18 protein-coding genes are annotated in these 24169 nt (G+C 69.9%); 11 read left to right on the top strand and 7 right to left on the bottom strand.

Going from position 1 to position 24169, the window contains the following annotated elements; translation table 11 throughout:
* Positions 1-13: 13 nt before the first annotated feature.
* The 3 genes from ccsB to ESP51_RS02550 all read left to right on the top strand — a co-directional run bounded on the left by ccsB (position 14) and on the right by ESP51_RS02550 (position 4146).
* Positions 14-964, top strand: coding sequence for a c-type cytochrome biogenesis protein CcsB (gene ccsB, locus ESP51_RS02560; protein ID WP_241842946.1), 951 nt, complete (start codon positions 14-16; stop codon positions 962-964).
* Between the two features lie 39 nt (positions 965-1003).
* Entirely contained in the window at positions 1004-3577 is a 2574-nt protein-coding gene (locus tag ESP51_RS02555; protein ID WP_129519325.1) for an ATP-binding protein, read from the top strand.
* Between the two features lie 362 nt (positions 3578-3939).
* A complete protein-coding gene (locus tag ESP51_RS02550; protein ID WP_129519324.1) occupies positions 3940-4146 on the top strand; it encodes a hypothetical protein in 207 nt (68 codons plus the stop codon).
* A gap of 47 nt (positions 4147-4193) precedes the next feature.
* On the opposite strand, the gene ESP51_RS02545 is transcribed toward ESP51_RS02550, so the two are convergent.
* Positions 4194-5243, bottom strand: coding sequence for an epoxide hydrolase family protein (locus ESP51_RS02545; protein ID WP_164990364.1), 1050 nt, complete (start codon positions 5241-5243; stop codon positions 4194-4196).
* 268 nt (positions 5244-5511) lie between these two features.
* Here ESP51_RS02545 and pulA point away from each other — a divergent pair, with 268 nt between their 5' ends.
* Positions 5512-11574 carry a pullulanase-type alpha-1,6-glucosidase gene (gene pulA / locus ESP51_RS02540; protein ID WP_129519322.1) on the top strand — a complete coding sequence of 2021 codons (6063 nt, stop codon included), beginning with the start codon at positions 5512-5514 and terminating at the stop codon, positions 11572-11574.
* A gap of 113 nt (positions 11575-11687) precedes the next feature.
* Here the strand turns inward: pulA and ESP51_RS02535 are convergent, their stop codons facing one another.
* Together ESP51_RS02535 and ESP51_RS02530 are read right to left on the bottom strand one after the other, a co-directional pair.
* Positions 11688-12281 (bottom strand): hypothetical protein, encoded by a 594-nt coding sequence (locus ESP51_RS02535; RefSeq protein ID WP_129519321.1) that lies wholly within the window; start codon positions 12279-12281, stop codon positions 11688-11690.
* A gap of 80 nt (positions 12282-12361) precedes the next feature.
* Entirely contained in the window at positions 12362-13372 is a 1011-nt protein-coding gene (locus ESP51_RS02530) for an o-succinylbenzoate synthase (protein ID WP_129519320.1), read from the bottom strand.
* 83 nt (positions 13373-13455) lie between these two features.
* Here ESP51_RS02530 and ESP51_RS02525 point away from each other — a divergent pair, with 83 nt between their 5' ends.
* The 4 genes from ESP51_RS02525 to ESP51_RS02510 are packed head-to-tail and all read left to right on the top strand — an operon-like array spanning position 13456 to position 17145.
* Positions 13456-13731 carry a hypothetical protein gene (locus ESP51_RS02525; RefSeq protein WP_129519319.1) on the top strand — a complete coding sequence of 92 codons (276 nt, stop codon included), beginning with the start codon at positions 13456-13458 and terminating at the stop codon, positions 13729-13731.
* A gap of 42 nt (positions 13732-13773) precedes the next feature.
* Positions 13774-14784, top strand: coding sequence for a 1,4-dihydroxy-2-naphthoyl-CoA synthase (locus tag ESP51_RS02520; protein ID WP_129519318.1), 1011 nt, complete (start codon positions 13774-13776; stop codon positions 14782-14784).
* Positions 14772-16022: an AMP-binding protein gene (locus tag ESP51_RS02515; RefSeq protein WP_129519317.1), complete on the top strand. Its 1251-nt coding sequence runs from the start codon at positions 14772-14774 to the stop codon at positions 16020-16022. The genes ESP51_RS02520 and ESP51_RS02515 overlap by 13 nt, the downstream gene beginning before the upstream one ends.
* A 13-nt stretch (positions 16023-16035) precedes the next feature.
* On the top strand, positions 16036-17145 hold the full coding sequence (locus tag ESP51_RS02510; RefSeq protein WP_338420334.1) for a 1,4-dihydroxy-2-naphthoate polyprenyltransferase: 1110 nt from the start codon (positions 16036-16038) through the stop codon (positions 17143-17145).
* On the opposite strand, the gene ESP51_RS02505 is transcribed toward ESP51_RS02510, so the two are convergent.
* Positions 17122-17430 carry a DUF4229 domain-containing protein gene (locus ESP51_RS02505; RefSeq protein ID WP_164990363.1) on the bottom strand — a complete coding sequence of 103 codons (309 nt, stop codon included), beginning with the start codon at positions 17428-17430 and terminating at the stop codon, positions 17122-17124. The two genes, ESP51_RS02510 and ESP51_RS02505, sit on opposite strands and share 24 nt — an antisense overlap.
* A gap of 72 nt (positions 17431-17502) precedes the next feature.
* Between ESP51_RS02505 and ESP51_RS02500 the strand changes: the two genes are divergently transcribed.
* From ESP51_RS02500 to ESP51_RS02490, 3 genes are all read left to right on the top strand, one after another.
* Entirely contained in the window at positions 17503-17967 is a 465-nt protein-coding gene (locus ESP51_RS02500; protein WP_129519315.1) for a PLD nuclease N-terminal domain-containing protein, read from the top strand.
* Positions 17960-19819, top strand: coding sequence for a 2-succinyl-5-enolpyruvyl-6-hydroxy-3-cyclohexene-1-carboxylic-acid synthase (menD, locus tag ESP51_RS02495; RefSeq protein WP_129519314.1), 1860 nt, complete (start codon positions 17960-17962; stop codon positions 19817-19819). Before ESP51_RS02500 ends, menD begins: the two co-directional genes overlap by 8 nt.
* An 89-nt stretch (positions 19820-19908) precedes the next feature.
* A complete protein-coding gene (locus ESP51_RS02490) occupies positions 19909-20766 on the top strand; it encodes a PPK2 family polyphosphate kinase (protein WP_129519313.1) in 858 nt (285 codons plus the stop codon).
* Between the two features lie 64 nt (positions 20767-20830).
* Here ESP51_RS02490 and ESP51_RS02485 read toward each other — a convergent pair whose 3' ends face one another.
* From ESP51_RS02485 to ESP51_RS02475, 3 genes are all read right to left on the bottom strand, one after another.
* A complete protein-coding gene (locus ESP51_RS02485) occupies positions 20831-21757 on the bottom strand; it encodes a carbohydrate ABC transporter permease (protein ID WP_129519312.1) in 927 nt (308 codons plus the stop codon).
* Positions 21754-22707 (bottom strand): carbohydrate ABC transporter permease, encoded by a 954-nt coding sequence (locus ESP51_RS02480; protein ID WP_241842935.1) that lies wholly within the window; start codon positions 22705-22707, stop codon positions 21754-21756. The genes ESP51_RS02485 and ESP51_RS02480 overlap by 4 nt, the downstream gene beginning before the upstream one ends.
* Positions 22708-22809: 102 nt before the next feature.
* Entirely contained in the window at positions 22810-24162 is a 1353-nt protein-coding gene (locus ESP51_RS02475; RefSeq protein ID WP_241842934.1) for an ABC transporter substrate-binding protein, read from the bottom strand.
* Between the last annotated feature and the right edge of the window lie 7 nt (positions 24163-24169).

Genomic DNA, 24169 nt, shown 5'->3' with positions numbered 1-24169 from the left:
CGTGTATTCGGCGATGGCCGTATACGCGATCGCGTTCATCGCGTACGCGATCGACCTCGCGAGGCGCTCCGTCGCGGCGACGCGCGCGGTCGACGAGGCGAAGGTGCCGGTCGCGGTAGGTGCGTCCGCGGTGGGGAGCACCGAGGGCGCCGCCCGTCCTGCGAACCGGGCGGGTGCTGCGGCATCCGTCGTGTACGGTCGCTCGCCGGCACTGCGCGTGGGCGTGGCCATGACGGTCGTCGCGTGGCTGCTGCACCTCACCGCCGACGTGCTGCGCGGTCTCGCCGCCGGACGTGTGCCGTGGGCCAACATGTACGAGTTCGCGCTCACGGGCACGCTCATCATCACGACCGTGTTCCTCGTCGTGCTCCTGCTGGTGAAGCAGGACCTGCGCTTCCTCGGCACGTTCGTGACGGGCCTCGTGCTCGTGCTGCTCGGGGTCGCGACCGTGAACTTCTACGTCAGCGTCGTGCCGCTGCCACCCGCCCTGCAGTCGGTGTGGCTCGTGATCCACGTGTTCGTCGCGTCGTCGTCGGTCGGCTTCTTCGCGCTCGGCTTCGCCCTCTCGGTCGTGCAGCTCCTGCAGTCGCGGCGCGAGTCGGTCGCCGAGACCGCGAAGGCCGTGAAGCAGAACTTCCTCGCAACGCTTCCCGACTCGATCACCCTCGAGAATCTCGCCTACCGCGTCAACATCATCGGCTTCATCCTCTGGACCTTCACCCTCATGGCCGGCGCGATCTGGGCCGAGAAGGCGTGGGGCCGCTACTGGGGCTGGGACACGAAGGAAGTCTGGACCTTCATCATCTGGGTCATCTTCGCCGGCTACATCCACGCGCGGGCGACCCGCGGCTGGCGCGGCTCGCGCTCGGCGTGGCTCGCGATCATCGGCTTCTCGGCGGTGCTGTTCAACTTCACCGTCGTCAACCTCTTCTTCAAGGGACTGCACGCGTACTCGGGTCTCTGATTCCTTGCGCGCCCGCCGCCGCGAGAGCACGATCGCACTATGACCCTGCTGGAGCGCGAGCACGAACTCGGCGAGCTCGATGGCGCCGCGCGCGCCGCAAGCGAGGGTCGCGGCAGCGTGCTGCTCGTGCACGGCGAAGCCGGCATCGGCAAGTCGAGCCTCGTGGCGGCGCTGCGGTCGCGCCCGCCCGCGGGCTGCCGCGTGCTCGTAGGCGCGTGCGATGCGCTCGCAACGCCGCGAACCCTGGGACCGCTACGCGACCTGACGCCGTTCGTCGGGCGGCGACTCGCGGACGCCCTGCGCTCGGGCGATCGCGAGGAGATCTTCGAGTCGCTGCGTGACGAACTCGAGACCGCGCCCGGAACCGTGCTCGTCGTCGAGGACGTGCACTGGTCCGACGAGGCCACGCTCGATGCGCTGCGTTTCCTGGCGCGGCGCATCGACGAGCTTCCCGTCGTGCTCGTGCTCACGTATCGCGACGACGAGCTCGACGGCGGTCATCCGCTCACTCGGCTGCTCGGCGACGTGCACACGAACGTGCGGCACGTCGCGGTGCAGCGACTCTCGCCGTCGGCCGTCGGAGCGCTCGCCGCCGAGGGCGGGCTCGACCCCGAGCGCGTCTTCGCCCTCACGCGCGGCAATCCGTACTTCGTGAGCGAGCTCGTCGCCTCGGCGGATGCCGCGCACGTGCCGCGCACGGTCGTTGATGCCGTCACGGGGCGATTGCGCCGCCTCGACGCCGAGACGAGGGCGCAGGTCGAACAGCTCGCCGTCATCCCCTCTGCGGTCGGATCGGCGGAGCTCGCGCGGCTCGTGCCCGGCGGGGCACTCGCGCTCAGCGCCGCTGAGGAACGCGGCATCCTCGCCGTGCGGCCCGACGGCGTGCAGTTCCGCCACGAGCTCACGCGGCGCGCCGTGGTCGACTCCCTGTCGGCGTCCCGCCGGATCGGGCTCAACGCGCGCGTCCTCGCGATGCTGCTCGAGATCGGCGCCGACCCGGGCCGTATCGTCTCGCACGCGGTCGAGGCGGGCGACGTCGACGCCATCCTGGCGTGGGCGCCGCTTGCCGCGCGCGACGCAGCGGTGAGCGGTGCGCACCGGCAGGCGGTCGCGCACTATCGTGCGGCGCTCGAGTACGCCGATCGCTTCGACGCGACCGAGCGTGTCGAACTGATGGAGGAGCATGCCATCGAGGCCTACATGCTCGGCCTCGGATCCGAGGCTGTGGAGGCTCAGGCGGATGTCCTGCAGTTGCGGCGCGAGCTCGGCGACGCCACGGCGCTCGGGGCGAGCCTGCGCTGGTCGTCGCGCTTCCACTGGCTCGCGGGGGAGCGGCGCGGCGCGGAGGAGGCGGCCCGCGAAGCATCCGAGGTCTTGAATGACTCCGATGACCGTGCCTTGTTCGCGCTGGCCTTGAGCAATGAGGCGCAACTCGCCATGCTCGCGCACGACGTGCCGCGCACGATCGACCTCGCGTCGCGCGCGGTCGCGATCGGGCGCGAGGTCGGCGACCGTCGAGTGCTCTCGCACGCCCTCAACAACCTCGGCACGGCGCATATGCTGCAGAACCGCGACGAGGGCATCGAGGAGCTGCTGGAGGCGGCGGATGTCGCGGCCGCCGGCAACTTCATGGACGACGCCGCCCGTGCCCACGTCAACCTGGTGTGGAGCCTGCTCGACCAGTACCGCCTCGATCTCGCCGAACGCCATATCGGGCCGGCGCTCGAATTCTCGCAACGGGCTGAGGTCATGGGGCTCTGGACCTACCAGCAGGTCGAGCGAGCGCGACTCCACCTTGCGCGGGCGCAGTGGGATGACGCGATCGCCGCTGCCGCCTATTCGAGCGAATCGCAGCCGCATGCGCGATGCGTGGCGCTCACGGTGGCGGGCGTCGTCAGTGTGCGTCGCGGGGACCCCGACGGCGACGCGACGCTCGACGAGGCGTGGCGCGTCGCCACGCACCTCGGCGAGTGGCAGCGAACGGGCCCCGTGGCGGCGGCGCGAGCCGAAGCCGCCCTGCTGCGCGGCGACGTCGACTCCGCCCGCGCGATCGCGCGGTCCGCCTACGACGAAGCGGTGGCCCTCCGGGCCGTGAACCAGCAGGCCGAGCTCGCCGCGTACTTGCGCCGCGCGGGCGAGGAGGTCGAGGTACCCGACGGCGACCACCCGTTCGCAGTGCAGGCGCGAGGCGACTGGCGCCGCGCCGCGGAGCTCTGGCGGGCGCGGGGATGCCCCTACCACGAGGCGTCCGCGCTCGCGGAGAGTCCGCACGACGCCGACCTGCTCGAGGCGCTCGCGATCCTCGACCGCATCGACGCCGCACCGCTGGCGCGCCGGGTGCGCAGCGAACTGCGGGAGCGCGGCGTCCGGAGCATTCCGCGCGGCCCGTCGACGCCGACGCGGCGCAATCCGGCGGGCCTCACCGATCGCCAGGTCGACGTGCTGCGGCTCGTGTCCGAGGGACTCACGAACACCGAGATCGCCGGGCGGCTCGTGCTCTCGGTGCGCACTGTCGACAGCCACGTCGCCGCGATCCTCGCGAAGCTGGGCGTGCCGTCGCGCCAGGAGGCCGCGCGGCTGGCGCCCGAGGTGCTCCCGCCGGTGATCGAGTAGCGCCCGGCGCAGCCGGACGCGTCCGCTCCGGTGATCGAGTCGCGCGGCGCGATGCGCCGGGCGCTACTCGACCACCGAGGACTCCTGAAAACAAGGACGCTCACTCGAGGAGTTACCGCGTCCTTGTTTTCAGGAGTCGCCTGGCCCGAACCTCTTGTCCCCTTTCGTGCATGCACGAATCACGCGGCCACCCGGATCAGCGTGCGCGGGTGGCGTCGACTACCGACGCCACGTGCGCAGATCTCGGTAGTGCTCGCGCGAGATCTCAGTAGTCTTCGCGGACGAGCCGCACCGACCCCTCGCCGTACAACGGATACAAGCCAGAAAACAGGCCCGAACCGAACGGAACCCGAGGAGTCATCATGAACACCGCACTCATCGCCACGGGGACGGCATCCGCCCGCCCGGCCGGCCACGAGACGCTCATCGAGCGGATCTCCCGCCTCGTGCGACCCGCGCCCGTCGAGCAGAGCCGCGAGCAGCTGGCCGAGCTGCACGAGCGGCAGCGGGAAGCCGCGCGGCTCCGCGAAGAGCGCTTCCGCGACGTGGCCGTCAGCCGCCTCGTGTGACGACGGCTGAGAATGGCTGAGCAGGGACGAGCCGCGAACCAGCCGCCTCAGCCTCGCCCGAGACCTGCGAAGAACTCACTGACGTCCTGGGCATAGAGTGCGGGTTGCTCGAGTGCGGCGAAGTGACCGCCGCGCGGCATCTCGGTGTACCGCGCCAAACGGTAGTTGGGCTCCACCCACCGCTGGACGGCCGGATTGATCTCGGCCGGAAAGACGGCCGCGGCGGTCGGCACTTCGGGCGCTGGGTGGACGCGTCCCTCTGGGTCCAGCCGCGACTCGTAGTAGATCATGGCGGATGACGCGACAGAGCGCGGAATCCAGTAGAACATCAGGTTGGTCAGCAGATCCTCGGTCACGAAGGCGCCGAGGCCGCCGTCGCTCCACGCCTCGAACTTCTCGAGTATCCAGGCCGTCACGTCCATTTCGTCCCATCGGGCGAGCAGGTCGAGTTCGTGCTCATCGGCGCCTTCCGCCCACGAGGGCAGCCGGTGGACGCCGAACAGCGGCATGTTGGTGTGGAAGCCGATCACCGCGTCGGGGTGCAGTTGCGAGAGTCGAGAGCCGATGATCGCGCCCCAGTCGCCACCGGCGACGCCGTACTGCGTGTAGCCCAGCTGCGTGGCCATGAGGGTGTGCATGGCCTCGGCGATGCGCGTGACCCCCCAGCCGGGCTCGGTCGGCTTGCCGCCGAACCCGAAGCCCGGGAGTGTGGGCATGACGAGGTCGAAGGCCGCCGTCCCGGAGGGAGGGTCGACGAGGGGCTCGATCACCCGACGGAACTCGACGATCGACCCGGGCCACCCGTGGAGCAGCAGCAGCGGGATGGCATCGGCTCGTCGGGCGGAGGCGCGGAACACATGAAGCTCGAGGCCGTCAACCGGCACCATGATCGGATCGAGGCTGTTCAGCCATTCTTCGTGGGGCCGCCAATCGTAGTCATCAGCCCAGATACGGCACAGCTCGTGGAGAATGGCGAGATCCGTGCCGGCTGCCCACGCCGCTGCCGGCACCGGCTCCGGCCAGCGCGTGCGGCGCAGCCGCTCTCGCAGATCGTCGAGGTCCTCTTCGGCGACGTGGATGGGGGCGGGACGGTGCACGCTGACCATGCTTGATTATGCCGTGCCCGGCACGGACGCGGACCGGGCGGGCAGGCGCGAGCTGGCTCGAGGCGGACGATGCGACCGACGCGGGTGAGAGCGTTTCCAGCGAAACCGCGCGCTGCGAACGCCGCCGTGGCGTGACATCCGTCAACTTGAAGAACTTTCGGGTCGAGCGTCTGTAAGCGCTTGCATTAACGCGACTCCCGCTGCTAGCGTCGCAGCATTGCCGGTGGCACGCCGTCGTGCCGGGATTCAGGAGTCAAGGATGACGCAACGCGGTCGCGCTCGAAGCTGGTTCGCTCTGGTGGTGTCGGGGGCCCTCGCGGCATCCGCAATCGCCGTGATTCCGGGCCTCGCGGCCGCAGCCGAGGAGCCGCGCACGTTCGCGCTCGTCGGCTCGCTGCAGTCGGAGCTCGGATGCCCCGCCGACTGGGATCCCGCCTGCGCCGCGACGGAACTCACCGCGACCGGCACCCCCGGCGTCTTCGCCGCCGACTTCACCGTGCCCGCGGGCACCTGGGAATACAAGGTCGCCGTCAACGACACGTGGGACGAGGCGTACGGCCTGAACGGCGGCGGCGACAACATCCCGCTCACCGTCGCGGGCGACACCCCGGTGCGCGTCGTGTTCGACGACACCCTGAAGCGCGTCGGCCTCGAGTCGACCGGCATCCGCACGGCGTACAACGAGGCATCCGACGCCGCGCTCGTGTCCGACCCCGTGCGCCAGCCCGGCAGCGACGAGACCTTCTACTTCGTCATGACCGACCGCTTCGAGAACGGCGACGTGACCAACGACCAGGGCGGACTCACCGGCGACGCCCTGACGACGGGCTTCGACCCCACCCACAAGGGCTTCTACAATGGCGGCGACCTCGCCGGACTCCGCTCGCAGCTCGACTACATCGACGGCCTCGGCACGAGCGCGATCTGGCTCACGCCGAGCTTCAAGAACCGCCCGGTGCAGGGCGAGGGCGCGAACGCGTCGGCGGGCTACCACGGCTACTGGATCACCGACTTCACCCAGATCGATCCCCACCTCGGCACCAACGCCGAGCTCGAGGCCCTCATCGCCGAGGCGCACGCCAGGGGCATCAAGGTCTACTTCGACATCATCACGAACCACACGGCCGACGTCATCGACTACGCCGAGGGCCAGAACTCGTACATCGACAAGGCGACCGAGCCCTATCGGGACGCCGACGGCAACGTCTTCGACCCGGCCGACTTCGCCGACGGCAGCCAGCCGTTCCCGACCCTCGACGCGGCCACGAGCTTCCCCTACACGCCCGTCGTCGCGCCCGAAGACGCCGACCTCAAGGTGCCGGCCTGGCTCAATGACCCGACGCTGTACCACAACCGCGGCGACTCGACGTGGGTGGGCGAGTCGGTCACGCTCGGCGACTTCGTCGGCCTCGACGACCTCATGACCGAGCACCCGACGGTCGTGAACGGCTTCGTCGACGTGTACCAGCAGTGGGTCGACCTCGGCATCGACGGCTTCCGCATCGACACGGCCAAGCACGTGAACTTCGAGTTCTGGGAGCAGTGGTCGACCCAGGTGCTCGACTACGCGCACGCGGCCGGCAAGCCCGACTTCTTCATGTTCGGCGAGGTCTACGACGCCGACCCCGTCAAGCTGAGCCCGTACGTGCGCAACAGCGACATGAACTCCGTGCTCGACTTCACGTTCCAGTCGCAAGCCGTGAGCTTCGCGGCGGGCAACTCGGCGAAGGGCCTGCAATCCCTCTTCGCGGGCGACGACTACTACACGACGCCCGACTCGTCGGCGACGGCGCTGCCCACCTTCCTCGGCAACCACGACATGGGTCGCGTCGGCTACTTCATGAACTCGACGGCCGAGCCGCTGCAGCGTGATGAGCTCGCGCACGAGCTCATGTTCCTCACCCGCGGCCAGCCCGTCGTCTACTACGGCGACGAGCAGGGCTTCGCGGGCATCGGCGGCGACCAGAGCGCCCGGCAGACGCTCTTCCCGACGCAGGTCACCGAGTTCCAGAACCAGCCGCTCGTGACGGGTGAGACCTTCGGCACCGGCGAGCACTTCGCCACGGATGCCCCCCTCTACGGGCACATCGCCGAGCTTGCGACGCTCCGCGAGACGCATCCCGCCCTCGAGACCGGCGCGCAGCTCGAGCGCTACGCCGACAGCGGCGCGGGCGTCTACGCGTTCTCGCGCGTCGACCGCACCGAGAAGACGGAGTACCTCGTCGCCCTGAACAACTCGAACGCCGCGAAGACCGTCGACGTGCCGACGCTCACGGGCGACGGCGCGTTCCAGGTGCTCTACGGCGACGGCACGGCGGTCACCGCGGATGCCGCGGGCGTGGCATCCGTCACCGTGCCGGCGCTCGGCGCCGTGGTGTGGAAGGCCGACCGGCCGGTGAGCGCGCCCGACGCGGCATCCGCCATCTCGGTCTCAGTGCCCGCAGCGGGTGCCGGCGTGACCGGCGTGAGCCCCGTCGTCGCCGACGTCGCCGACAACACGTGGCAGGAGACGAGCTTCGCCTGGCGCGTCGCCGGCTCGAGCGACTGGCACGCCCTCGGCACGGCAGAAGACACGAGCCCCCGCGTCTTCCACGACACGGCCGGCCTCGCGAACGGCACGCTGCTCGAGTACCGCGCGGTGTCGACGGATGCCGCGGGCCACCGCTCGGCGGCGAGTACGTATGCGTCAGTCGGCAACGCCGTCAACCTCGTCGAAGAGGAGGAGCCCGAGGAACCCATCGAGCTGGTTACCGTGCCGGGTTCGCACAACTCCGAGATGGGTTGCGCCGGCGACTGGACCCCGGGCTGCGAGGCGGCGAAGCTCACGCTCCGCGCCGACGGCATCTACGCGGGCACCTTCGACGTGCCCGCGGGTGACTACGAGTACAAGGTCGCGATCAACGGAAGCTGGGACCTGAACTACGGCGCGAACGGCGAGCCGAACGGTCCGAACATCCTCTACTCACACCCGGGCGGACCGATCACGTTCTACTGGAACCCTGGCACCAAGGTCGTCTCCTCGACCGCCGAGGGCCCCACGGTCACGCTGCCCGGCAGCTTCCAGTCGGAGGTCGGATGCCCCGGCGACTGGCAGCCCGAGTGCCTGGCGTCACTCATGCAGGACGGCGACAAGGACGGCGTCTTCACGTGGTCGACCACGTCGATCCCCGACGGCTCGTACGAGGTCAAGGTCGCCCACGGCCTGAACTGGAATGAGAACTACGGCGTCGGCGGGGCGCCCGGCGGCGCGAACTACTCGTTCACGGCTGAGGGCGGCAAGCTCATCGAGTTCCGCTACACGATCGCGACCCACGTGCTCGAGATCATCGTGACCGACCCGCCGCTCGCGGGCAGCGGGCAGTCGCGCGCGCACTGGGTGAGCGAAGACACGCTCGCGTGGCCGGCGGAACTGCTCGGCGGGGCATCCGCCGCCTCGGCGACCTGGACGCTCGAACACTCGGCCGACGCCACGCTCGTCGCCGCCGACGGTGCCGTGAGCGGTGGCGGCACGCCCGTCGAGCTCGCACTCGACCCGGCCGGCCTCACCGACGCGCAGCTCGCGAAGTTCCCGGCGCTCGAGGGCTTCATCGCCCTGCACCCGGTCGGCGTCGACCGTGCAGCGGTGCAGCAGCTGCTGACCGAGCAGCTCGCGGTGGCCCAGTCGACGGATGGCGCGCTGAGCGCGTTCACCGGTGTGCAGATGTCCGGCGTGCTCGACGACCTCTACGCCGACGCCGTGGCATCCGTGCCGCTTGGCGTGAGCTGGGAAGGCGACGCACCAACGCTCTCGATCTGGGCGCCGACCGCGCAATCGGTCTCGGTCGACGTCTTCCCGACGGGCGAGAGCGGCATGCCCGCCACGACGCCCGCGGTCTTCGATGAGGCGTCCGGCGTCTGGTCGGTGACCGATGCGACCGACGTGAACGGTGACCCCGTGTCGTCGGGCGACGAGTACCGGTGGTCGGTCGAGGTGTACGCCCCGACGACGGGCGCGATCGAGACGAACTCGGTCACCGACCCGTACTCCGTAGCCCTCACGACGAACTCGGTGCGCTCGGTCGTCGTCGACCTCGACGACGAGTCACTGCGACCCGCCGAGTGGGAGGCGACGCCCGCGCCCACCGTTGAGCGCGCGGTCGACCGTGCGATCTACGAGCTGCACGTGCGCGACTTCTCGATCAGCGACGAGACCGTGCCCGAAGAGGAACGCGGCACCTACCGCGCCTTCACGCGCGACTCGGCCGGCACCGCGCAGCTCGAGGAGCTCGCCGAAGCCGGCATCAACACCGTGCACCTCCTGCCGACGTTCGACATCGCGACGATCGAGGAGCGTCGCGACCAGCAGGCCACTCCGGCGTGCGACCTGGCGAGCTTCGGCCCGGCATCCGCCGAGCAGCAGGCCTGCCTCGAGTCGATCCGCGATCTCGACGGCTTCAACTGGGGCTACGACCCGTTCCACTTCCAGGCGCCCGAAGGCTCGTACGCGGTGGATCCGAACGGCGGCGCCCGCGTCGCCGAGTTCCGCGAGATGGTGGGCGCCCTGCACGCGACCGGCCTCCAGGTCGTGCTCGACGAGGTGTACAACCACACCGCGGCATCCGGTCAGGGTGAGAAGTCGGTGCTCGACAAGGTCGTGCCCGGCTACTACCAGCGCCTGAACGCCGTGGGCGGTGTCGAGACCTCGACGTGCTGCCAGAACATCGCCACCGAGCACGAGGTCGCCGAGAAGCTCATGGTCGACTCCGTGGTGCTGTGGGCCAGGGAGTACAAGGTCGACGGCTTCCGCTTCGACCTCATGGGCCACCACTCGAAGGCGAACATGCTCGCGGTACGGGCCGCGCTCGATGAGCTCACGCTCGAGGACGACGGCGTCGACGGCTCGGCGGTGCACCTCTACGGCGAGGGCTGGAACTTCGGCGAGGTCGCGAACAACGCGCTCTTCGAACAGGCCACGCAGGGGCAGCTCGGCGGCACGGGCATCGGTACGTTCAACGACCGGCTCCGCGACGCGGTGCACGGTGGCAGCCCGGTCGACGGTTCGTCGACATTCGTGCAGGGCTACGGCACCGGGCTCGCGACCGACCCGAACGGCGACCCGATCAACGGCACGCCCGAGCAGGCGCTCGCCGATCTCAGGCACCAGACCGACCTCGTCAAGCTCGGCCTCGCGGGCAACCTCCGTGCCTATGAGCTGACGGATGCCTCGGGTCAGGTCGTGCGCGGCGACGCGCTCGACTACCGGGGCTCGCCCGCCGGCTACGCCGACCAGCCCGACGAGGTCATCAACTACGTCGACGCCCACGACAACGAGACGCTCTACGACCTCTCGGTGTTCAAGCTCCCGACCGACACCCCGATGGCCGACCGCGTGCGCATGAACACGCTGTCGCTCGCGACGGTGACGCTCTCGCAGTCGCCCTCGTTCTGGCACGCCGGCACCGAGCTGCTCCGCTCGAAGTCGCTCGACCGGAACAGCTACAACTCGGGCGACTGGTTCAACCGCATCGACTGGACCGGCCAGGAGTCGACGTTCGGCTCGGGCCTCCCGCCCGCTGCCGACAACGAGGGCAAGTGGCCGATCATGGCGCCGCTGCTCGCCGACCCCGCGCTCAAGCCGGGCGTGGCGGATATCGCTGCTGCCGAGGCATCCGCGCTCGACCTGCTGCGGGTGCGAGACGAGGTCGACCTGCTGCAGCTCGGCTCGGCGGCGCTCATCGACGAGAAGGTGTCGTTCCCGATCAGCGGACCGGATGCCACGCCTGGCCTCATCGTGATGCAGATCGACGATCTCGTGGGCGACGACGTCGACCCCGAGCTCGACGGCGCGCTCGTCGTGTTCAACGCGACGCCCGAGGCGATCACCGAGTCGGTCGACGGCCTCGCCGGGCGCGAGTTCGCGCTCGCCAACGCGCTCGCGAACGGCGCCGACCCGGTCGTGAAGGCGACGGAGTGGGATGCCGCGACCGGCGCCCTCACGGTGCCCGCTCGCACCGCCGCGGTGCTCGTCGACGGGCGGGAGCCCCCGGAGGTCGCGACGTCGGTCGTCGCCGTGCCGAACAAGGTCTTCGCGAAGGCCGGGTCGTCGGTGAAGCTCACGGGCCAGGTGACCGCCGCCGATGCAACCGACGCGGTGGGCACCCTCACCGTGCTCGACGGCGACACCGTCATCGCCACGGCGCAGGTCGCGGCCGACGGCGCCGGAAGATTCGAGATCAAGCTGCCGAAGCTCGGGGCCGGCATCCACGTGCTGACGGTCGCGTTCGACGGTGGCGAGGGCTACGCCGACTCGCAATCGGCGCCCATCGTGATCGCGCTCTGGTAGGCGCCTCTCGAGATCAGGCAAACGGCGCGAAATCAGGCAGGGAACCCGAAGTTCCCCCTGATTTCGCGCCGTCGGCCTGATTCCGCGTTGAAAAGCCCGGCGAGGCCGGCCCGTCAGGCCCCAGGCAGGTGCACGGTGGTGTGGCCGCTGTCGGGCTCGCTGAGCTCGAGCACGAGGTCGTCACCCTCGCACGAGGCGCGGGCGCCCTCGATCGGGTTGTGGTCCATGATCCTCCGGACGATCGCCGCGGTGGGTCCCGCCGCCGCGTCGACCGCGGGAACCGAGGTGCGCCCATCCACGACATCCGACGTCGAGAGCACCCCGTCTTCGAGCGTGTATCGACCAGTGAGCCGGCCGCTCTGCCGCACGTCGACGATCGCGGTGCCGTCGCTCAGCCAGAAGTCGTAGGCGGGCTCGACCCAGAACGTCTCCTCATCGAAGCCGATGACGTAGCGGCCGTTGAAGGTGCGCATGTACTGCTGCTCGGCTCGCAGGCCGACGAGCGCTTGCTCGTGATACTCACGCGCCTCCTCTACGTCGATGACCCGCGCTCGCTGGATACAGGCAGCAGCCGCTTCGGGCTCGGGCGTCTCCGCGGCGGCATCGGCGGAGGGCGGGGGAGCCGCGAGGCATCCGCTCAATCCGGCCCCGATCGCCGCGGCGATCGTCAGGTGAAGGATCGGGCGGAGTCGGAATGGTCGCGGCACGCGGGCTCCTCGAGTGGTCGTCGGTGAAGGTGGCCCCACGCTATCGGAGAGGATGCTCCGGATGGGGCCGAACGCGCGGGTCAGTCGACCGATGCCGTGGCTCCTGCCGTGAGCACCGCGTGCGCCCGTCCGAGACGATCGAGCCACCACTCAGTGCGCTCGGCGCTCGCGGAATAGCGGTCGAGCAACTCGGGGTCGGGCAGGACTCGTCGCACCGCGATCGACCCGTCTTCGGGCAGGAGCGGCGAGCGCGTGACATCCGCCGACAGCAGTGACGCCGTGCCGAGCCCGCAGTCGAACTCGAGGTCGGGAACGGATGCCGCGAGCTGCGCCCCCATCGCGATGCCGACGCTCGTGTCGAGGGCGCTCGAGACCACGACGGGCAGGCCGGCGGACTCGACGATCTCGAGCGCTCGGCGGATTCCACCGAGCGGCTGCGCTTTGATGACGAGCAGGTCGGCGGCGCCGAGGCGAGCGACCTCGAGCGGGTCGGCCGCGCGCCGCACGCTCTCGTCGGCCGCGATCGGGATGCCCATGTACTTCGTGCGCAAGCGGATCTCGGCGAGCTCCTCGACGGTCTCGCACGGTTGTTCGACGTACTCGAGGTCGAACGGCGCGAGCGCGTGGATCGCGTGCTCGGCCTCGTCGACGTTCCAGCCGCCGTTCGCGTCGACGCGAATACGCCCCTCGGGGCCGAGCGCCTCGCGCACGGCGCGAACCCGGGCGACATCCTGCGCGAGGGTCTGGTCGCCGGAAGCGACTTTCACCTTCGCGGTGCGGCAACCGGGGAACCGCGCGAGAACGGCCGCGACGCTGTCGGGGTCGACGGCTGGCACGGTGGCGTTCACGCGAATGCGGTCGCGCAGGGTCGCCGGCGGCGCGTTCCAGCCGTAGTCGATCGCCGCTTCGAGCCACGCGGATGCCTCGTCGTCGTCGTATTCCACGAAGGGCGAGAACTCGGTCCAGCCCTCGGGGCCTTCGAGCAGCACCGCCTCACGCACGTCGATGCCGCGGAACCGTGTCACGAGCGGCAGCGCCACGACGCGCGCCGAGCCGAGCAGATGATCGAGGGTCGGAACGTCGTTGCTCACTCGCCCAGTCTGTCACGCCGGGATGGATCGCCCCCTGTGGCGCTCGCCGGTACCGGCGAACCGGTTGGCGGTAGGCTCGGGGCATGGCAGGCGAGGGAATGCACTCAACGGGCGCCGAGGCGGCTGGCGCGGCATCCGTCGACACACCCTCCAGCGAGCTCGACGAGCTGCTCGGCGGCGAGATCGAGGCCGGCGACGTGGCGCCCGAATCGACGCCGCGCAACATCGCCATCAGCGTCATCGGCGTGGCGATCATCATCGCCGCGCTCATCCCGATCAGCGCCGCAGCACTCTGGGTAGGCTCGCTCGTCATCGCGAGCACGGTGTCCTTCTTCGAGGCCGCGCCCACCGGTCTCTGAATCGCCGACGTCGCGAACGCCGCCGCGGAATAGGCTGGGCGCATGGCGCCCGAGGTATCCGAACTGTTCGATGCGAACGAGTGGACGGATGCCGCGCCCGGCGTCACCGGATCATCCGGTTTCTCCGACATCACCTACCACCACTCGCTCGACGGCCGCATCGCCCGCATCGCATTCGACCGGCCTGAGGTGCGCAACGCGTTCCGCCCGCACACCGTCGATGAGCTCTACCGGGCGCTCGAGCACGCACGCATCGATCCCCGTATCGGGGTGGTGCTGCTCACGGGCAACGGGCCGAGCGAGAAAGACGGCGGCTGGGCGTTCTGCTCGGGCGGCGACCAGAGGATTCGCGGCCGAGACGGGTACAAGTACGAGGAGCCCGGTGGTCGAGTAGCGCCGCCAGAGGCGACGCGTATCGAGGCCACCGCGAACGACGAATCCGCTGGTGGTTTCGATACGGCTGCTTCGCTGCCTACTCAACCACCGGCGGGCACGGGCCTCGGCCGCCTGCACATCCTCGAGGTGCAGCGCCTCATCCGCTTCATGCCGAAGGTCGTCATCGCGGTCGTGCCGGGCTGGGCGGCGGGCGGCGGCCACTCGCTCCACGTCGTCTGCGACCTCACGATCGCGAGCCGCGAGCACGGCCGGTTCAAGCAGACGGATGCCGACGTCGGCAGCTTCGACGCCGGCTACGGCAGTGCCTACTTCGCGCGGCAGATCGGACAGAAGTTCGCCCGCGAGGTGTTCTTCCTCGCCGAGGAGTACTCGGCCGAGCGCGCGTACGAGATGGGCGCCGTGAACCGCGTGGTGGCGCACGCCGAACTCGAGCGCGAGGCGATCGCCATGGCACGCACCATCCTCACCAAGTCGCCGACGGCGATCCGCATGCTGAAGTTCGCCTTCAACGCGGTCGATGACGGCATGATGGGGCAGCAGGTCTTCGCCGGCGAGGCGACGCGCCTCGCGTACGGCACCGATGAGGCGGTCGAGGGCCGCGATGCGTTCCTCGAGAAGCGCGAACCTGACTGGGGGCCGTACCCATGGCACTTCTGAGCGCTCGGGGCAGCTGGCCCCTCCTCGCGGTGGCGTCCGACGACCTTCCCGCGCTCACCGCGCAACTGCGCGACGCCGTGCTGCTCGACGCCATGCCCGTGCTGCCGCTGCCCCGTGAGCGCGTTCCCGCCGACCCGGTCGTCTCGCTGGAGCCCGAGGGCATCGCGCTCGTCATCGAGACGAGCGGGTCGACGGCCTCGCCGAAGCGCGTCGCACTCTCGTCCGAGGCGCTGCGATTGAGCGCGCGGTCGGTGATGCGCGAGCTCGGCGGCCACGGGCAGTGGCTGCTCGCCCTGCCGACGCACTACATCGCGGGCGCCCAGGTGCTGGTCCGGTCGATCATCGCGGGCACCACTCCCGTCGTGCTCGAGGGCGGGGGCTTCGATCCCGTCGCGTTCGCCGCGGCATCCGCCCGACTCGACCCGGCCGGCCTTCGCTTCACGTCGCTCGTGCCCGTGCAGCTCGCGCGGCTCGTCGACGCCGCCGAGACCGATCCCGCCGTGGCGGAGGCGATGCGCTCCTACGACCGCATCCTCGTCGGCGGCCAGTCTGCGCCGACGGGCCTCGTCGAACGCGCGTGCGCCATGGGCGCGCTCGTCACGCGCACCTACGGCTCGACCGAGACGGCGGGCGGATGCGTCTACGACGGCCGGCCCCTCGAGAACGTCGGTGTGCGCATCGTCGACGGCGTGGTGGAGCTCTCGGGCCCGATGCTCGCCGAGGAGTATCTCGGCGACGCAGAGCTCACCGAGGCGGCGTTCACGACGGATGCCGCCGGCAACCGCTGGTACCGCACGGGCGATCTCGGCTCTATCGACGACGACGACGGACGCCTCCTGATCACCGGACGTGCCGACGACGTCATCATCTCCGGCGGCGTCAAGGTCGTGCTCGGCGAGGTCGAACGCGCCGTGCGCGCCGTGCCGGGTTTCGAGCACGCCGTCGTGCTGCGGGTCGAAGACCTTGAGTGGGGCGAGCGGGCGGCGGTGGTGGCTCCCGAGACGGATGCCGCAGCAGCCCACGATGCCCTCGGCATCCTCGCCGCCGCGACCGATGCCGCGGGGCTCACGCCCGCCGCCCGCCCGGCCAGGCTCCTCTTCGTCGACGAGCTGCCGAGCCTCGACTCGGGCAAGCCCGATCTTCAGACCCTCGCGGTGCTCCTCGAGCGCGACCGCGACCGTGAGCGCGCCAGCGCGAGCGCCGATGCCGAGTCGCCACCGCCGCCGTCCCGCATCTGACTAGCATGGTGGCGTGGCCCGCCCGAAACCCCAGAGATTGAACCCCGCCGACGAGCTCGCGAAGCGTGAGGCAGCTCGCGCGAAGAAGGGCTCCGCGCCGAAGGAAGCGAACGGCTCTGCTCCGAAGGCGACGAACGGCTCCGCCAGGAAGGCGCAGAACGACTCAGCGCCGAAGGCATCGCCGCGCAGCCGGTCGGGCAACCCGGCGAAAGCCGCGCGAGGCAATCCCAAGCCGCCCCCGCGTCCGGCGACCGCGGGCGACTGGATCGCGGGAGCGCGCTTGCGCACCCTCCCGCTCGCGATCGCACCCGTCGCCCTGGGCACGGGAGCCGGTGTCGTCGCGATCGCCGACGGGCCGTGGCATCCGGCTCGCGCCGTGCTCGCCCTCGTCGTCGCCCTCGCGCTGCAGATCGGCGTGAACTACGCGAACGACTACTCCGACGGGGTGCGCGGCACCGACGACCATCGCGTCGGCCCTGCACGGCTCACCGCCTCGGGTGCGGCGAAGCCGAGGCACGTGCTCGCCGTCGCGCTGAGCTTCTTCACGCTCGCGGCGCTCGCCGGGCTCGCGCTCACGATCGTGACCGGCCAGTGGTGGTTGCTCGCGGTGGGCGCGGCGGCGATCGTCGCAGCGTGGTTCTACACGGGCGGGCGGCATCCGTATGGCTACTACGGCCTCGGCGAGTTGTTCGTCTTCGTCTTCTTCGGCCTCGTCGCCACCGCGGGCTCGGCTTTCGTGCAGGCCCTCACCGTCAACCTCGAGGCGTGGCTCGGCGGAGTGGGCGTGGGCCTCATCGCGTGTGCCGTGCTCATGGCCAACAACCTGCGCGATGTCGTGCAAGACAAGGCGGCGGGCAAGCGCACCCTCGCGGTGCTCGTCGGCCCGCTCGCGGGGCGCATCCTCTTCGCGATCTTCATGCTCGCGCCGTTCGGCATCGTCTTCTTCTGGGCGTTCCTGTACCCAACGGCCACCCTCGTGTTCTTCGCGCTGCTCGCGGCGCTGCCCGCGTGCGTGATCGTGCTGTGGGGCAAGACGCCGCGCGAACTGCTCACCGCGCTGCAACTCGCGAGCCTCACGGCGCTGCTCTACGGCGTCGGGCTAGGACTCGTCTTCGCGCTCTGACCGCTGTGGCGACGGCTGGCGAACGGATGCCTCGACCGCGGCATCCTCCGCGTCGTCATCGTCTCTCGTGACCGGCTGCTCACGGTGGCGCGCCCGGTAGAGGTCGCTCGAGATCGATTCGCGCGCGCGCCGCAGGAACAGCAGCGAGGCGCTGAGCCCGAAGACCGCCGCCACGAACGCGGCGATCCATGGGGTCACGCCGGCGAGGAGCAACACCGCGAGCGGCACGGCGAACAGTGCGATGCGCAACAGGGTGTACCAGATCCAGACGGGCACGGATTTCACCATGCCAGTGTAGGCGTGACGCCTGTGGAGTCTCCCAGCCCTAGTGCAGCACGACGCGCCTAGACTGTGGTCATGGCCCGGCTGCTTTTCGGACTCGGCGTCGCCGCCGTGATCTTCATGGTCTACGCCGTCGCCGACTGCGCGTTCTTCGATCGCTCGCGCATTCGCGGGCTCAGCCGGGGCTGGTGGATCGTCGTGATCCTGTTCGTGCCCGTCATCGGCGCGGTGCTGTGGTTCCTCATCGGGCGAGGTCGTGTCGGCAGAATCCCCGCCGGCCGGAGTCGCGAGGTGGCCCCCGACGACGACACCGATTTCCTGCGCCGTCTCCAGAACGACGCCGCGCAAGACGAGCGCATCCGCCGGCTCGAGCAGGAGCTCGCCGAGCTCGACGACGACTCCGGGGCGGGCGGCAAGGGCGGCGCGGGCGGCACGGGCGGCACCGAGGCCGGCGACGACACGCTCGGCACCGAGAGCCAGCGCCCCGATACCCCAGAGACGCCGGGTGAGTCCGGCCCATCCGGTCGCCCGAATGGCTGAACCGGCGCCCGAGCGCCGGAGAAGTCCCGCGAGCGACGCCACCATGGCGTTGTTCGCTTCGTTCGTACGGGCCGGCGTCATCGATGTCGTGGTCGCCCCCGGCTCGCGGTCGCAGGCGCTCGCGCTCGCCGCGGCCGAGTTCGAGCGCGCCGGCGCCATCCGGCTGCACGTGCGCATCGACGAGCGCGGCGCGGCCTTCCTCGCCCTCGGTCTCGCCGTCGAGTCGGGTCGTCCGACCCTCGTCGTGACGACGTCGGGCACCGCGGTCGCGAACCTGCATCCTGCGGTGCTCGAAGCCCATCACTCTGGGGTCCCGCTCATCGTGCTCTCGGCCGATCGGCCGGCCGAGCTCCGAGGCATCCGCTCGAACCAGACCACGATGCAGCCCGGCATCTTCGCGGGTGCGGTGCGGCTCGAACGCGACGCCGCGGCTCCCGAGGGCGCGCCGGGCGAGACGGATGCCGCAGTGCGCCTCGCCCGCGAGGCCGTCGCCGCAGCACTCGGTCACGACGATTCCGGGGCGTTCGTGCCGCATCCGGGGCCCGGTCCCGTGCACCTGAACCTCCAGCTTCGCGAGCCGCTGTCGGCCGCGGTCACGCTTGACGAGCGGATGCTGCTCGGTGATGAGTCGGCGGTGCGTGAGGATGCCGCGAGCGGCATGAGTCGGGCGTCGCTGGCCGGCGACAGCGAGCGCGACAGCGACCGCGACCGCGACCGCGACCGCGACCATGCTGCGCTCATCGAGCCCGGACCCCCGACGGTGGTGGTCGCCGGCGCCGGTGCCGGAGCAGTCGCCGAGGAGTTCGCTCGCGCCGGCGGCTGGCCGCTTCTCGCCGAGGTCACGAGCGGCGCGCACTTCGGCCCGAATCTCGTCGTGGCCTACCGGGAGCTCCTGGCCGAGCCGGGCTTCGGCGACCTCGTCGAGCGGGTCGTCGTGTTCGGGCATCCGACGCTCTCCCGAGAGGTGCCCGCGCTCGTGCAGCGCGAGGGCGTCGAGACGATCGCCGTCGCGCCCTCGGGCATCGAGTGGTTCGACCCCGGGCGCCGGGTGCGGCGGTTCGAGCGCGCGGTGCGCGCCGAGGAGCATCCGCCGTCCGCAGAGGAACGCGCCTGGGTGGGACGCTGGGTGCACGCGAGCCGCACGCTCGTCGAGGCGGGCCTGCCGCAGGCCGGGCCGTCGCAGAGCGGCATCGGCGAGCACGGACACGTCGCCGACTTCGCCGCCCAACGCGACTACATGCGCGCCCAACTCGCCTCGGTGCGCGCGCCGATCACGCGCCGCGCGCTCGTCGACGCCGTGTGGGCCGCGACCTGGCCCCACGACCGGCTCGTGTTCGGCGCGTCTCGGCTGATCCGCGACGCCGATCGCGCCGTGCCGGGCCGACGCATCACCGTGCACGCCAATCGCGGTCTCGCGGGAATCGACGGCACTGTCGCCACCGCGCTCGGCATCGCGATCGCGAGCCAGGTGGCGCCGCCGGGCGCCGACGTCGATGCCGCGGCATCCGTAACCACCCACGCCGGTGTCACCCGCGCCCTCATCGGCGACCTCACCCTGCTGCACGATGTCGGCTCGCTGCTCCTCGGCGCCGGAGAGCGGATGCCGCGACTGCAGCTCATCGTCGGCAACGACGGCGGCGGCTCGATCTTCGACGCACTCGAGGTGGCCGGCTCGGCGCCGCCCGAGGCGTTCGACCGGGTGCAGTTCACCCCGCAGCACGTGGACTTCGCATCGCTCGCCGCCGCATACGGCTGGGGCTATGCGCGCGTGACGACGCGCGGCGAACTCGACGAGGCGCTCACGGGCGGCATCGACGGCCCGCAGCTACTCGAGGTGCCGCTGCCGCGCTGAGCCGCCCGCCGCGCGGGCCCTTGTTCGCGGTGCCGCCGGTGGGCAGGATTGACGTGTGCGATGTTGCCCGTCGCCGAGGGGAGCGTGGCATGAGCCGGGAGTCGTACTGGACCGCGGATCCGAGCGAGTTGCTGCGAGTGCGCGAGGGGTTCCGGCTCGCCGACGTCGACCCGCGCTCGCATCCCGGATTCGACGGCGACAAGGCTGCCGGCGTCAGGGCGCTGGCCGAAGGAGCGCACATCTTCGCGGAACTGCAGGAGCAGCTCTTCGCCAACAGCCGCATGGGCGACGACGAGCGCCGGGTCCTCATCGTGCTGCAGGCCCTCGACACCGCAGGCAAGGGCGGCATCGTCAAGCACGTCATGGGGTCGGTCGATCCGCAGGGCGTGCACCTCACCGCGTTCAAGAAGCCCACACCTGAAGAGCTCGAGCACGACTTCCTCTGGCGCATCCGCAAGGAGGTTCCCGGGCCCGGCATGATCGGCGTCTTCGATCGCTCGCACTATGAAGACGTGCTCATCGGCAAGGTGCGCGAGCTCGCGCCGCCTGAAGAGATCGAGCGTCGCTACGGCGCGATCAACTCGTTCGAGGCCGAGCTCGCGGCATCCGGCATCGCCATCATGAAAGTCATGCTGCACATCTCGCCCGACGAGCAGAAGGCCCGGCTGCAGGCGCGCCTCGACCGGCGGAAGAAGCATTGGAAGTTCAACCCCGCCGACATCGACGAGCGACTGCTCGGGCCGAAGTACATGGAGGCGTTCCAGACGGCGTTCGACCGGACGGCGACCCCGAACGCGCCGTGGTACGTGATTCCGGCCGACCGCAAGTGGTACGCGCGGCTCGCCGTGCAGCACCTGCTGATCGAGGCGCTCGAAGCGATGCAGCTCGAGTGGCCGGTCGCCGACTACGACGTGGCTGAGCAGAAGGCGCGCCTCGCGGCGAGCTGACGCGACTCTCGACGGATGCCGCATCCGCCACACGACGGATGCGGCACGCCGCCCTACGAGATCGTCATCCCTTCACGCTTCCCGTGGCGAGCCCGCTCTGCCAGTACCGCTGCAGGAACAGGAAGGCGATGATCAGCGGGAGCACGGCCACGAACGACCCGGTCGTGACCGTGGAGAACAGCGCTTGCGAGCCGCCTCCGGCCGAGGCCGCCGCCTGGATCTGCGCGAGGCCGACCGTGATCGGGTAGAGCTCCGAGCTGTTCAGCATGATGAGCGGCAGGAAGTAGTTGTTCCACGTCGCGACGAGCGAGAAGAGAAACACCGTGACGAGACCAGGGCCGAGCAGGCGCAGACCCACCTGCCAGAAGATGCGGAACTCGCCGGCGCCGTCGACCCGAGCCGCCTCGATGAGCTCGGTCGGGATCGCGTCGGCCGCGTAGACCCGCATGAGGTACACGCCGAACGGGCTCACGAGCGAGGGGACGATGATCGCCCAAGGCGTGTCGGTGAGTCCGGCGTTCGAGAACAGCAGGTACGTCGGAAGGGCCAGCGCCGTGAGCGGGATCATGATCGCGCCGAGCGTCACGCTGAAGAGCGCCTTGCTCCCGGGGAAGTCGTACTTGGCGAACGCGTAGCCGGCCATCGTGGCCAGGAGCGTGGCACCGGCTGCGGAGGCGACCGAGTAGATCACCGTGTTGATGAGCCAGCGCGAGAAGATTCCGCCACGGATGGTGAACAGCGTTTGCAGATTCTCGAAGAGCGAGAAGTCCCCGCCGAACCAGAGGCCGAAGGTCGAGAACAGCCCGGAGTTGTCCTTCGTCGCCGCGACGAGGAGCCACCACAGCGGCAGCACGAAGTACAGCACGCACAGCCACAGCAGCACCGTGAGCAGCAGGCTCCGTCGTCGCTCGGGGGCGTAGCCGCGCCTGGTACGGCGGGGGCTCGTGACCTCTCCGATGGTGACCGAGGCGCGAGTGTCGATCGAGGTCATGATGTAGTCCTCTCGCGACGTTCGCGTTGTTGCGTACTGAGCTGCACGATGTACGACACGATCGCGATGAAGATCCCGAGGAGGAAGGCGATGGCGGCCGCGTAGTTCAGTTCCTGGTTGATGAACGCGAGGTTGTAGGCGTAGTAGTTCGGCGTGAACGAGTTCGTGATCGCATCGGGCGCGATCGTGTTCAGCAGGCTCGGCTCGGCGAAGAGCTGGAACGTGCCGATGATCGAGAAGATCACCGTCAGCAGGATCGCCGGGCGGATGGCCGGGATCTTCACGCTCCACGCGATGCGGAACTGACCGGCGCCGTCGATCTCCGCCGCCTCGTAGAGCTCGCCGGGGATCGAGCGCAGGGCTGCGTACAAGATGATCATGTTGTAGCCGACGAACTCCCACGTGACGATGTTCATCATCGAGCCGAGGATGTTCTCGGGCGACAGGAACTCGGGTGTGCCGAGCCCCACCGCGCGGGCGATCTGGGCGATCGGTCCGAAGTCGGGTCCGTACAGGTAGCCCCACATGAGCGTTGCGACCACGGCGGGCACGGCATAGGGCATGAAGATCAGGAGGCGAGCGCCGCGAGCCCCACGGGCACGGCCGCTGTCGAGCGCGAGGGCGAAGAACAACGCCAGGCCGAGCATGATCGGCACCTGGACGATGAAGAACAGCCCCATGCGGCCGATGCTCGCGAGGAACGCGGAGTCCTGCAGCGCGCGGACGTAGTTGGCGAGCCCCGCGAAGACCTCGCCGCCGATGAGCTTGCTCTCGAAGAGGCTCAGGTATCCCGAGTAGACGAGGGGCACGATGAGCATCGCGATGAACACGACGAAGAACGGCAGGACGAACAGGTACGCGGCGATGTTCTGCTTGCGTCGGGACGTGCTCGAATGGCGATGCGGTGGTGCGGAGGAGCGCTCGGCGCTGAGCGCCGGGGAGTGCGACACGGCGATCCCTTCTCTCTTCGTAGGTGGTGGGTCGGCCCGACGGCCGGCCCGTGGGCGGAACCGGGGTGCTCGCCGCTGTGTTCGGCGAGCACCCCGCGGGACTCACTCGACGGTGAAGCCCTGGTCCTCCGCGTAGCTGACGAGCTGGTCCTGCCACGTGTCGAGCGCGGCGGAGATGTCACCCTTGTCGGCGATCACGGTGCCCATCGTCTCCTCGTAGGTGGAGTAGACGTAGTCCATGAACGGCAGCCACTGGAAGTCGGTGTCCACCGTCTCGGAGATCACCGAGAACAGCTTGTTGACTTCCTGGCCGCCATAGAACTCGGACGCCTGGTCGACGAACGCGGGGTCCTCGAGCACCGACAGCTGCGGCGGGAACAGGAACTGCTCCGTCGCGAGCATCATCGCGGATTCCTCGTCGTTGTTGATGAACTTCGCGAGCTCGTACGCGGCGATGGGGTTCTCACTCGACGCGAGCACCGCGTCGGCCGAGCCGCCCCAGTTGCCGGCGACCTGCTCGCCCTCCTCCCACTGCGGCAGCGGAGCCGCTCGCCAGAGGCCCGAGGTGCCCTCGGCCGTGCCCTGGAGGAAGATCGGTCCCCACGCTGCGGTGAGCCAACCGGCGTACTTCCCGGTCGCGAGGCCCTGGTACCACTGGTCGTTGAAGTCGACATCGGTCGAGACGAGATCCTGCTGGATCAGCCCCGTCCAGTAGTCGGCGACCTCTTTGGCCTCGTCGCTGTTGACGTTGATGGAAACGGTGTCCTGGCCGTCGTAGCTGAAGGGCTTGACACCCCGCTGCCACATGAAGCCGATCATCTGGCCGGCCTGTGTCGCGCCGAGGTTGGAGATGTAGGAGCCCGTGGAATCCTTCACCGCCTTGGCGGCTGTCGCGTACTCCTCCCAGGTCGCCGGCGGCTCGGTGATGCCCGCTTGCGTCAGGAGGTCTTCGCGGTACAGGTTGCCCATCGGGCCGACATCCTGCGGAACCGCCCACACCTCGTCGGCGGGCGACACCTGATCCCATGCCCAGTCGACGTAGTCGCCCGCGATGTCCTCTGCACCGTAGGGCGTCAAGTCGAGCAGCGACTCGGGCAGCACGAACGACGGGATGTACTGGTACTCCACCTGTGCGACGTCGGGCGCGCCTTCGCCCGCCTCGATCGCGCTGCGGAGCTTCTGGTAGTGGGGCAGGCCCTGGCCGACGTTCTCGACCTTGACGTCGATCGCGGGGTACTTCTCCTCGAAGAGCGCGACCTCGTTCTCGATGTCGGGAACCCACGTCCAGAACGTGAGCTCGGTCTCGGTGTTGAGGGCCTCCTCGCGCTGCTCTTCGGTGATGGGGCCGGCATCCTCACCGGCGTCGCCACCTCCGGGAGTGCAGCCCGAGAGGATCAATGCTGCGGCCACGGCGCCGGAGCCCAGCGCCAGTGCTGTTCTTGGTGCTTTCCTCATGTCCTTT

The sequence above is a fragment of the Agromyces albus genome (assembly GCF_004134825.1).
GTDB lineage: Bacteria > Actinomycetota > Actinomycetes > Actinomycetales > Microbacteriaceae > Agromyces > Agromyces albus.
The sequence above is the reverse complement of the archived record's forward strand: the minus strand, read 5'-3'. Positions and strand labels throughout refer to the sequence as shown.

What these genes read in the sequence shown, in the direction of transcription:
- ESP51_RS02555 (WP_129519325.1), top strand. Translation starts at nt 1,004, where the DNA reads ATGACCCTGCTGGAGCGCGAGCACGAACTCGGCGAGCTCGATGGCGCC.
- ESP51_RS02515 (WP_129519317.1), top strand. Translation starts at nt 14,772, where the DNA reads ATGGCACTTCTGAGCGCTCGGGGCAGCTGGCCCCTCCTCGCGGTGGCG.
- ESP51_RS02500 (WP_129519315.1), top strand. Translation starts at nt 17,503, where the DNA reads ATGGCCCGGCTGCTTTTCGGACTCGGCGTCGCCGCCGTGATCTTCATG.
- ESP51_RS02525 (WP_129519319.1), top strand. Translation starts at nt 13,456, where the DNA reads ATGGCAGGCGAGGGAATGCACTCAACGGGCGCCGAGGCGGCTGGCGCG.
- ESP51_RS02475 (WP_241842934.1), bottom strand. Translation starts at nt 24,162, where the DNA reads ATGAGGAAAGCACCAAGAACAGCACTGGCGCTGGGCTCCGGCGCCGTG.
- menD (WP_129519314.1), top strand. Translation starts at nt 17,960, where the DNA reads ATGGCTGAACCGGCGCCCGAGCGCCGGAGAAGTCCCGCGAGCGACGCC.
- ESP51_RS02520 (WP_129519318.1), top strand. Translation starts at nt 13,774, where the DNA reads ATGGCGCCCGAGGTATCCGAACTGTTCGATGCGAACGAGTGGACGGAT.
- ESP51_RS02485 (WP_129519312.1), bottom strand. Translation starts at nt 21,757, where the DNA reads ATGACCTCGATCGACACTCGCGCCTCGGTCACCATCGGAGAGGTCACG.
- ESP51_RS02490 (WP_129519313.1), top strand. Translation starts at nt 19,909, where the DNA reads ATGAGCCGGGAGTCGTACTGGACCGCGGATCCGAGCGAGTTGCTGCGA.
- ccsB (WP_241842946.1), top strand. Translation starts at nt 14, where the DNA reads ATGGCCGTATACGCGATCGCGTTCATCGCGTACGCGATCGACCTCGCG.
- pulA (WP_129519322.1), top strand. Translation starts at nt 5,512, where the DNA reads ATGACGCAACGCGGTCGCGCTCGAAGCTGGTTCGCTCTGGTGGTGTCG.
- ESP51_RS02550 (WP_129519324.1), top strand. Translation starts at nt 3,940, where the DNA reads ATGAACACCGCACTCATCGCCACGGGGACGGCATCCGCCCGCCCGGCC.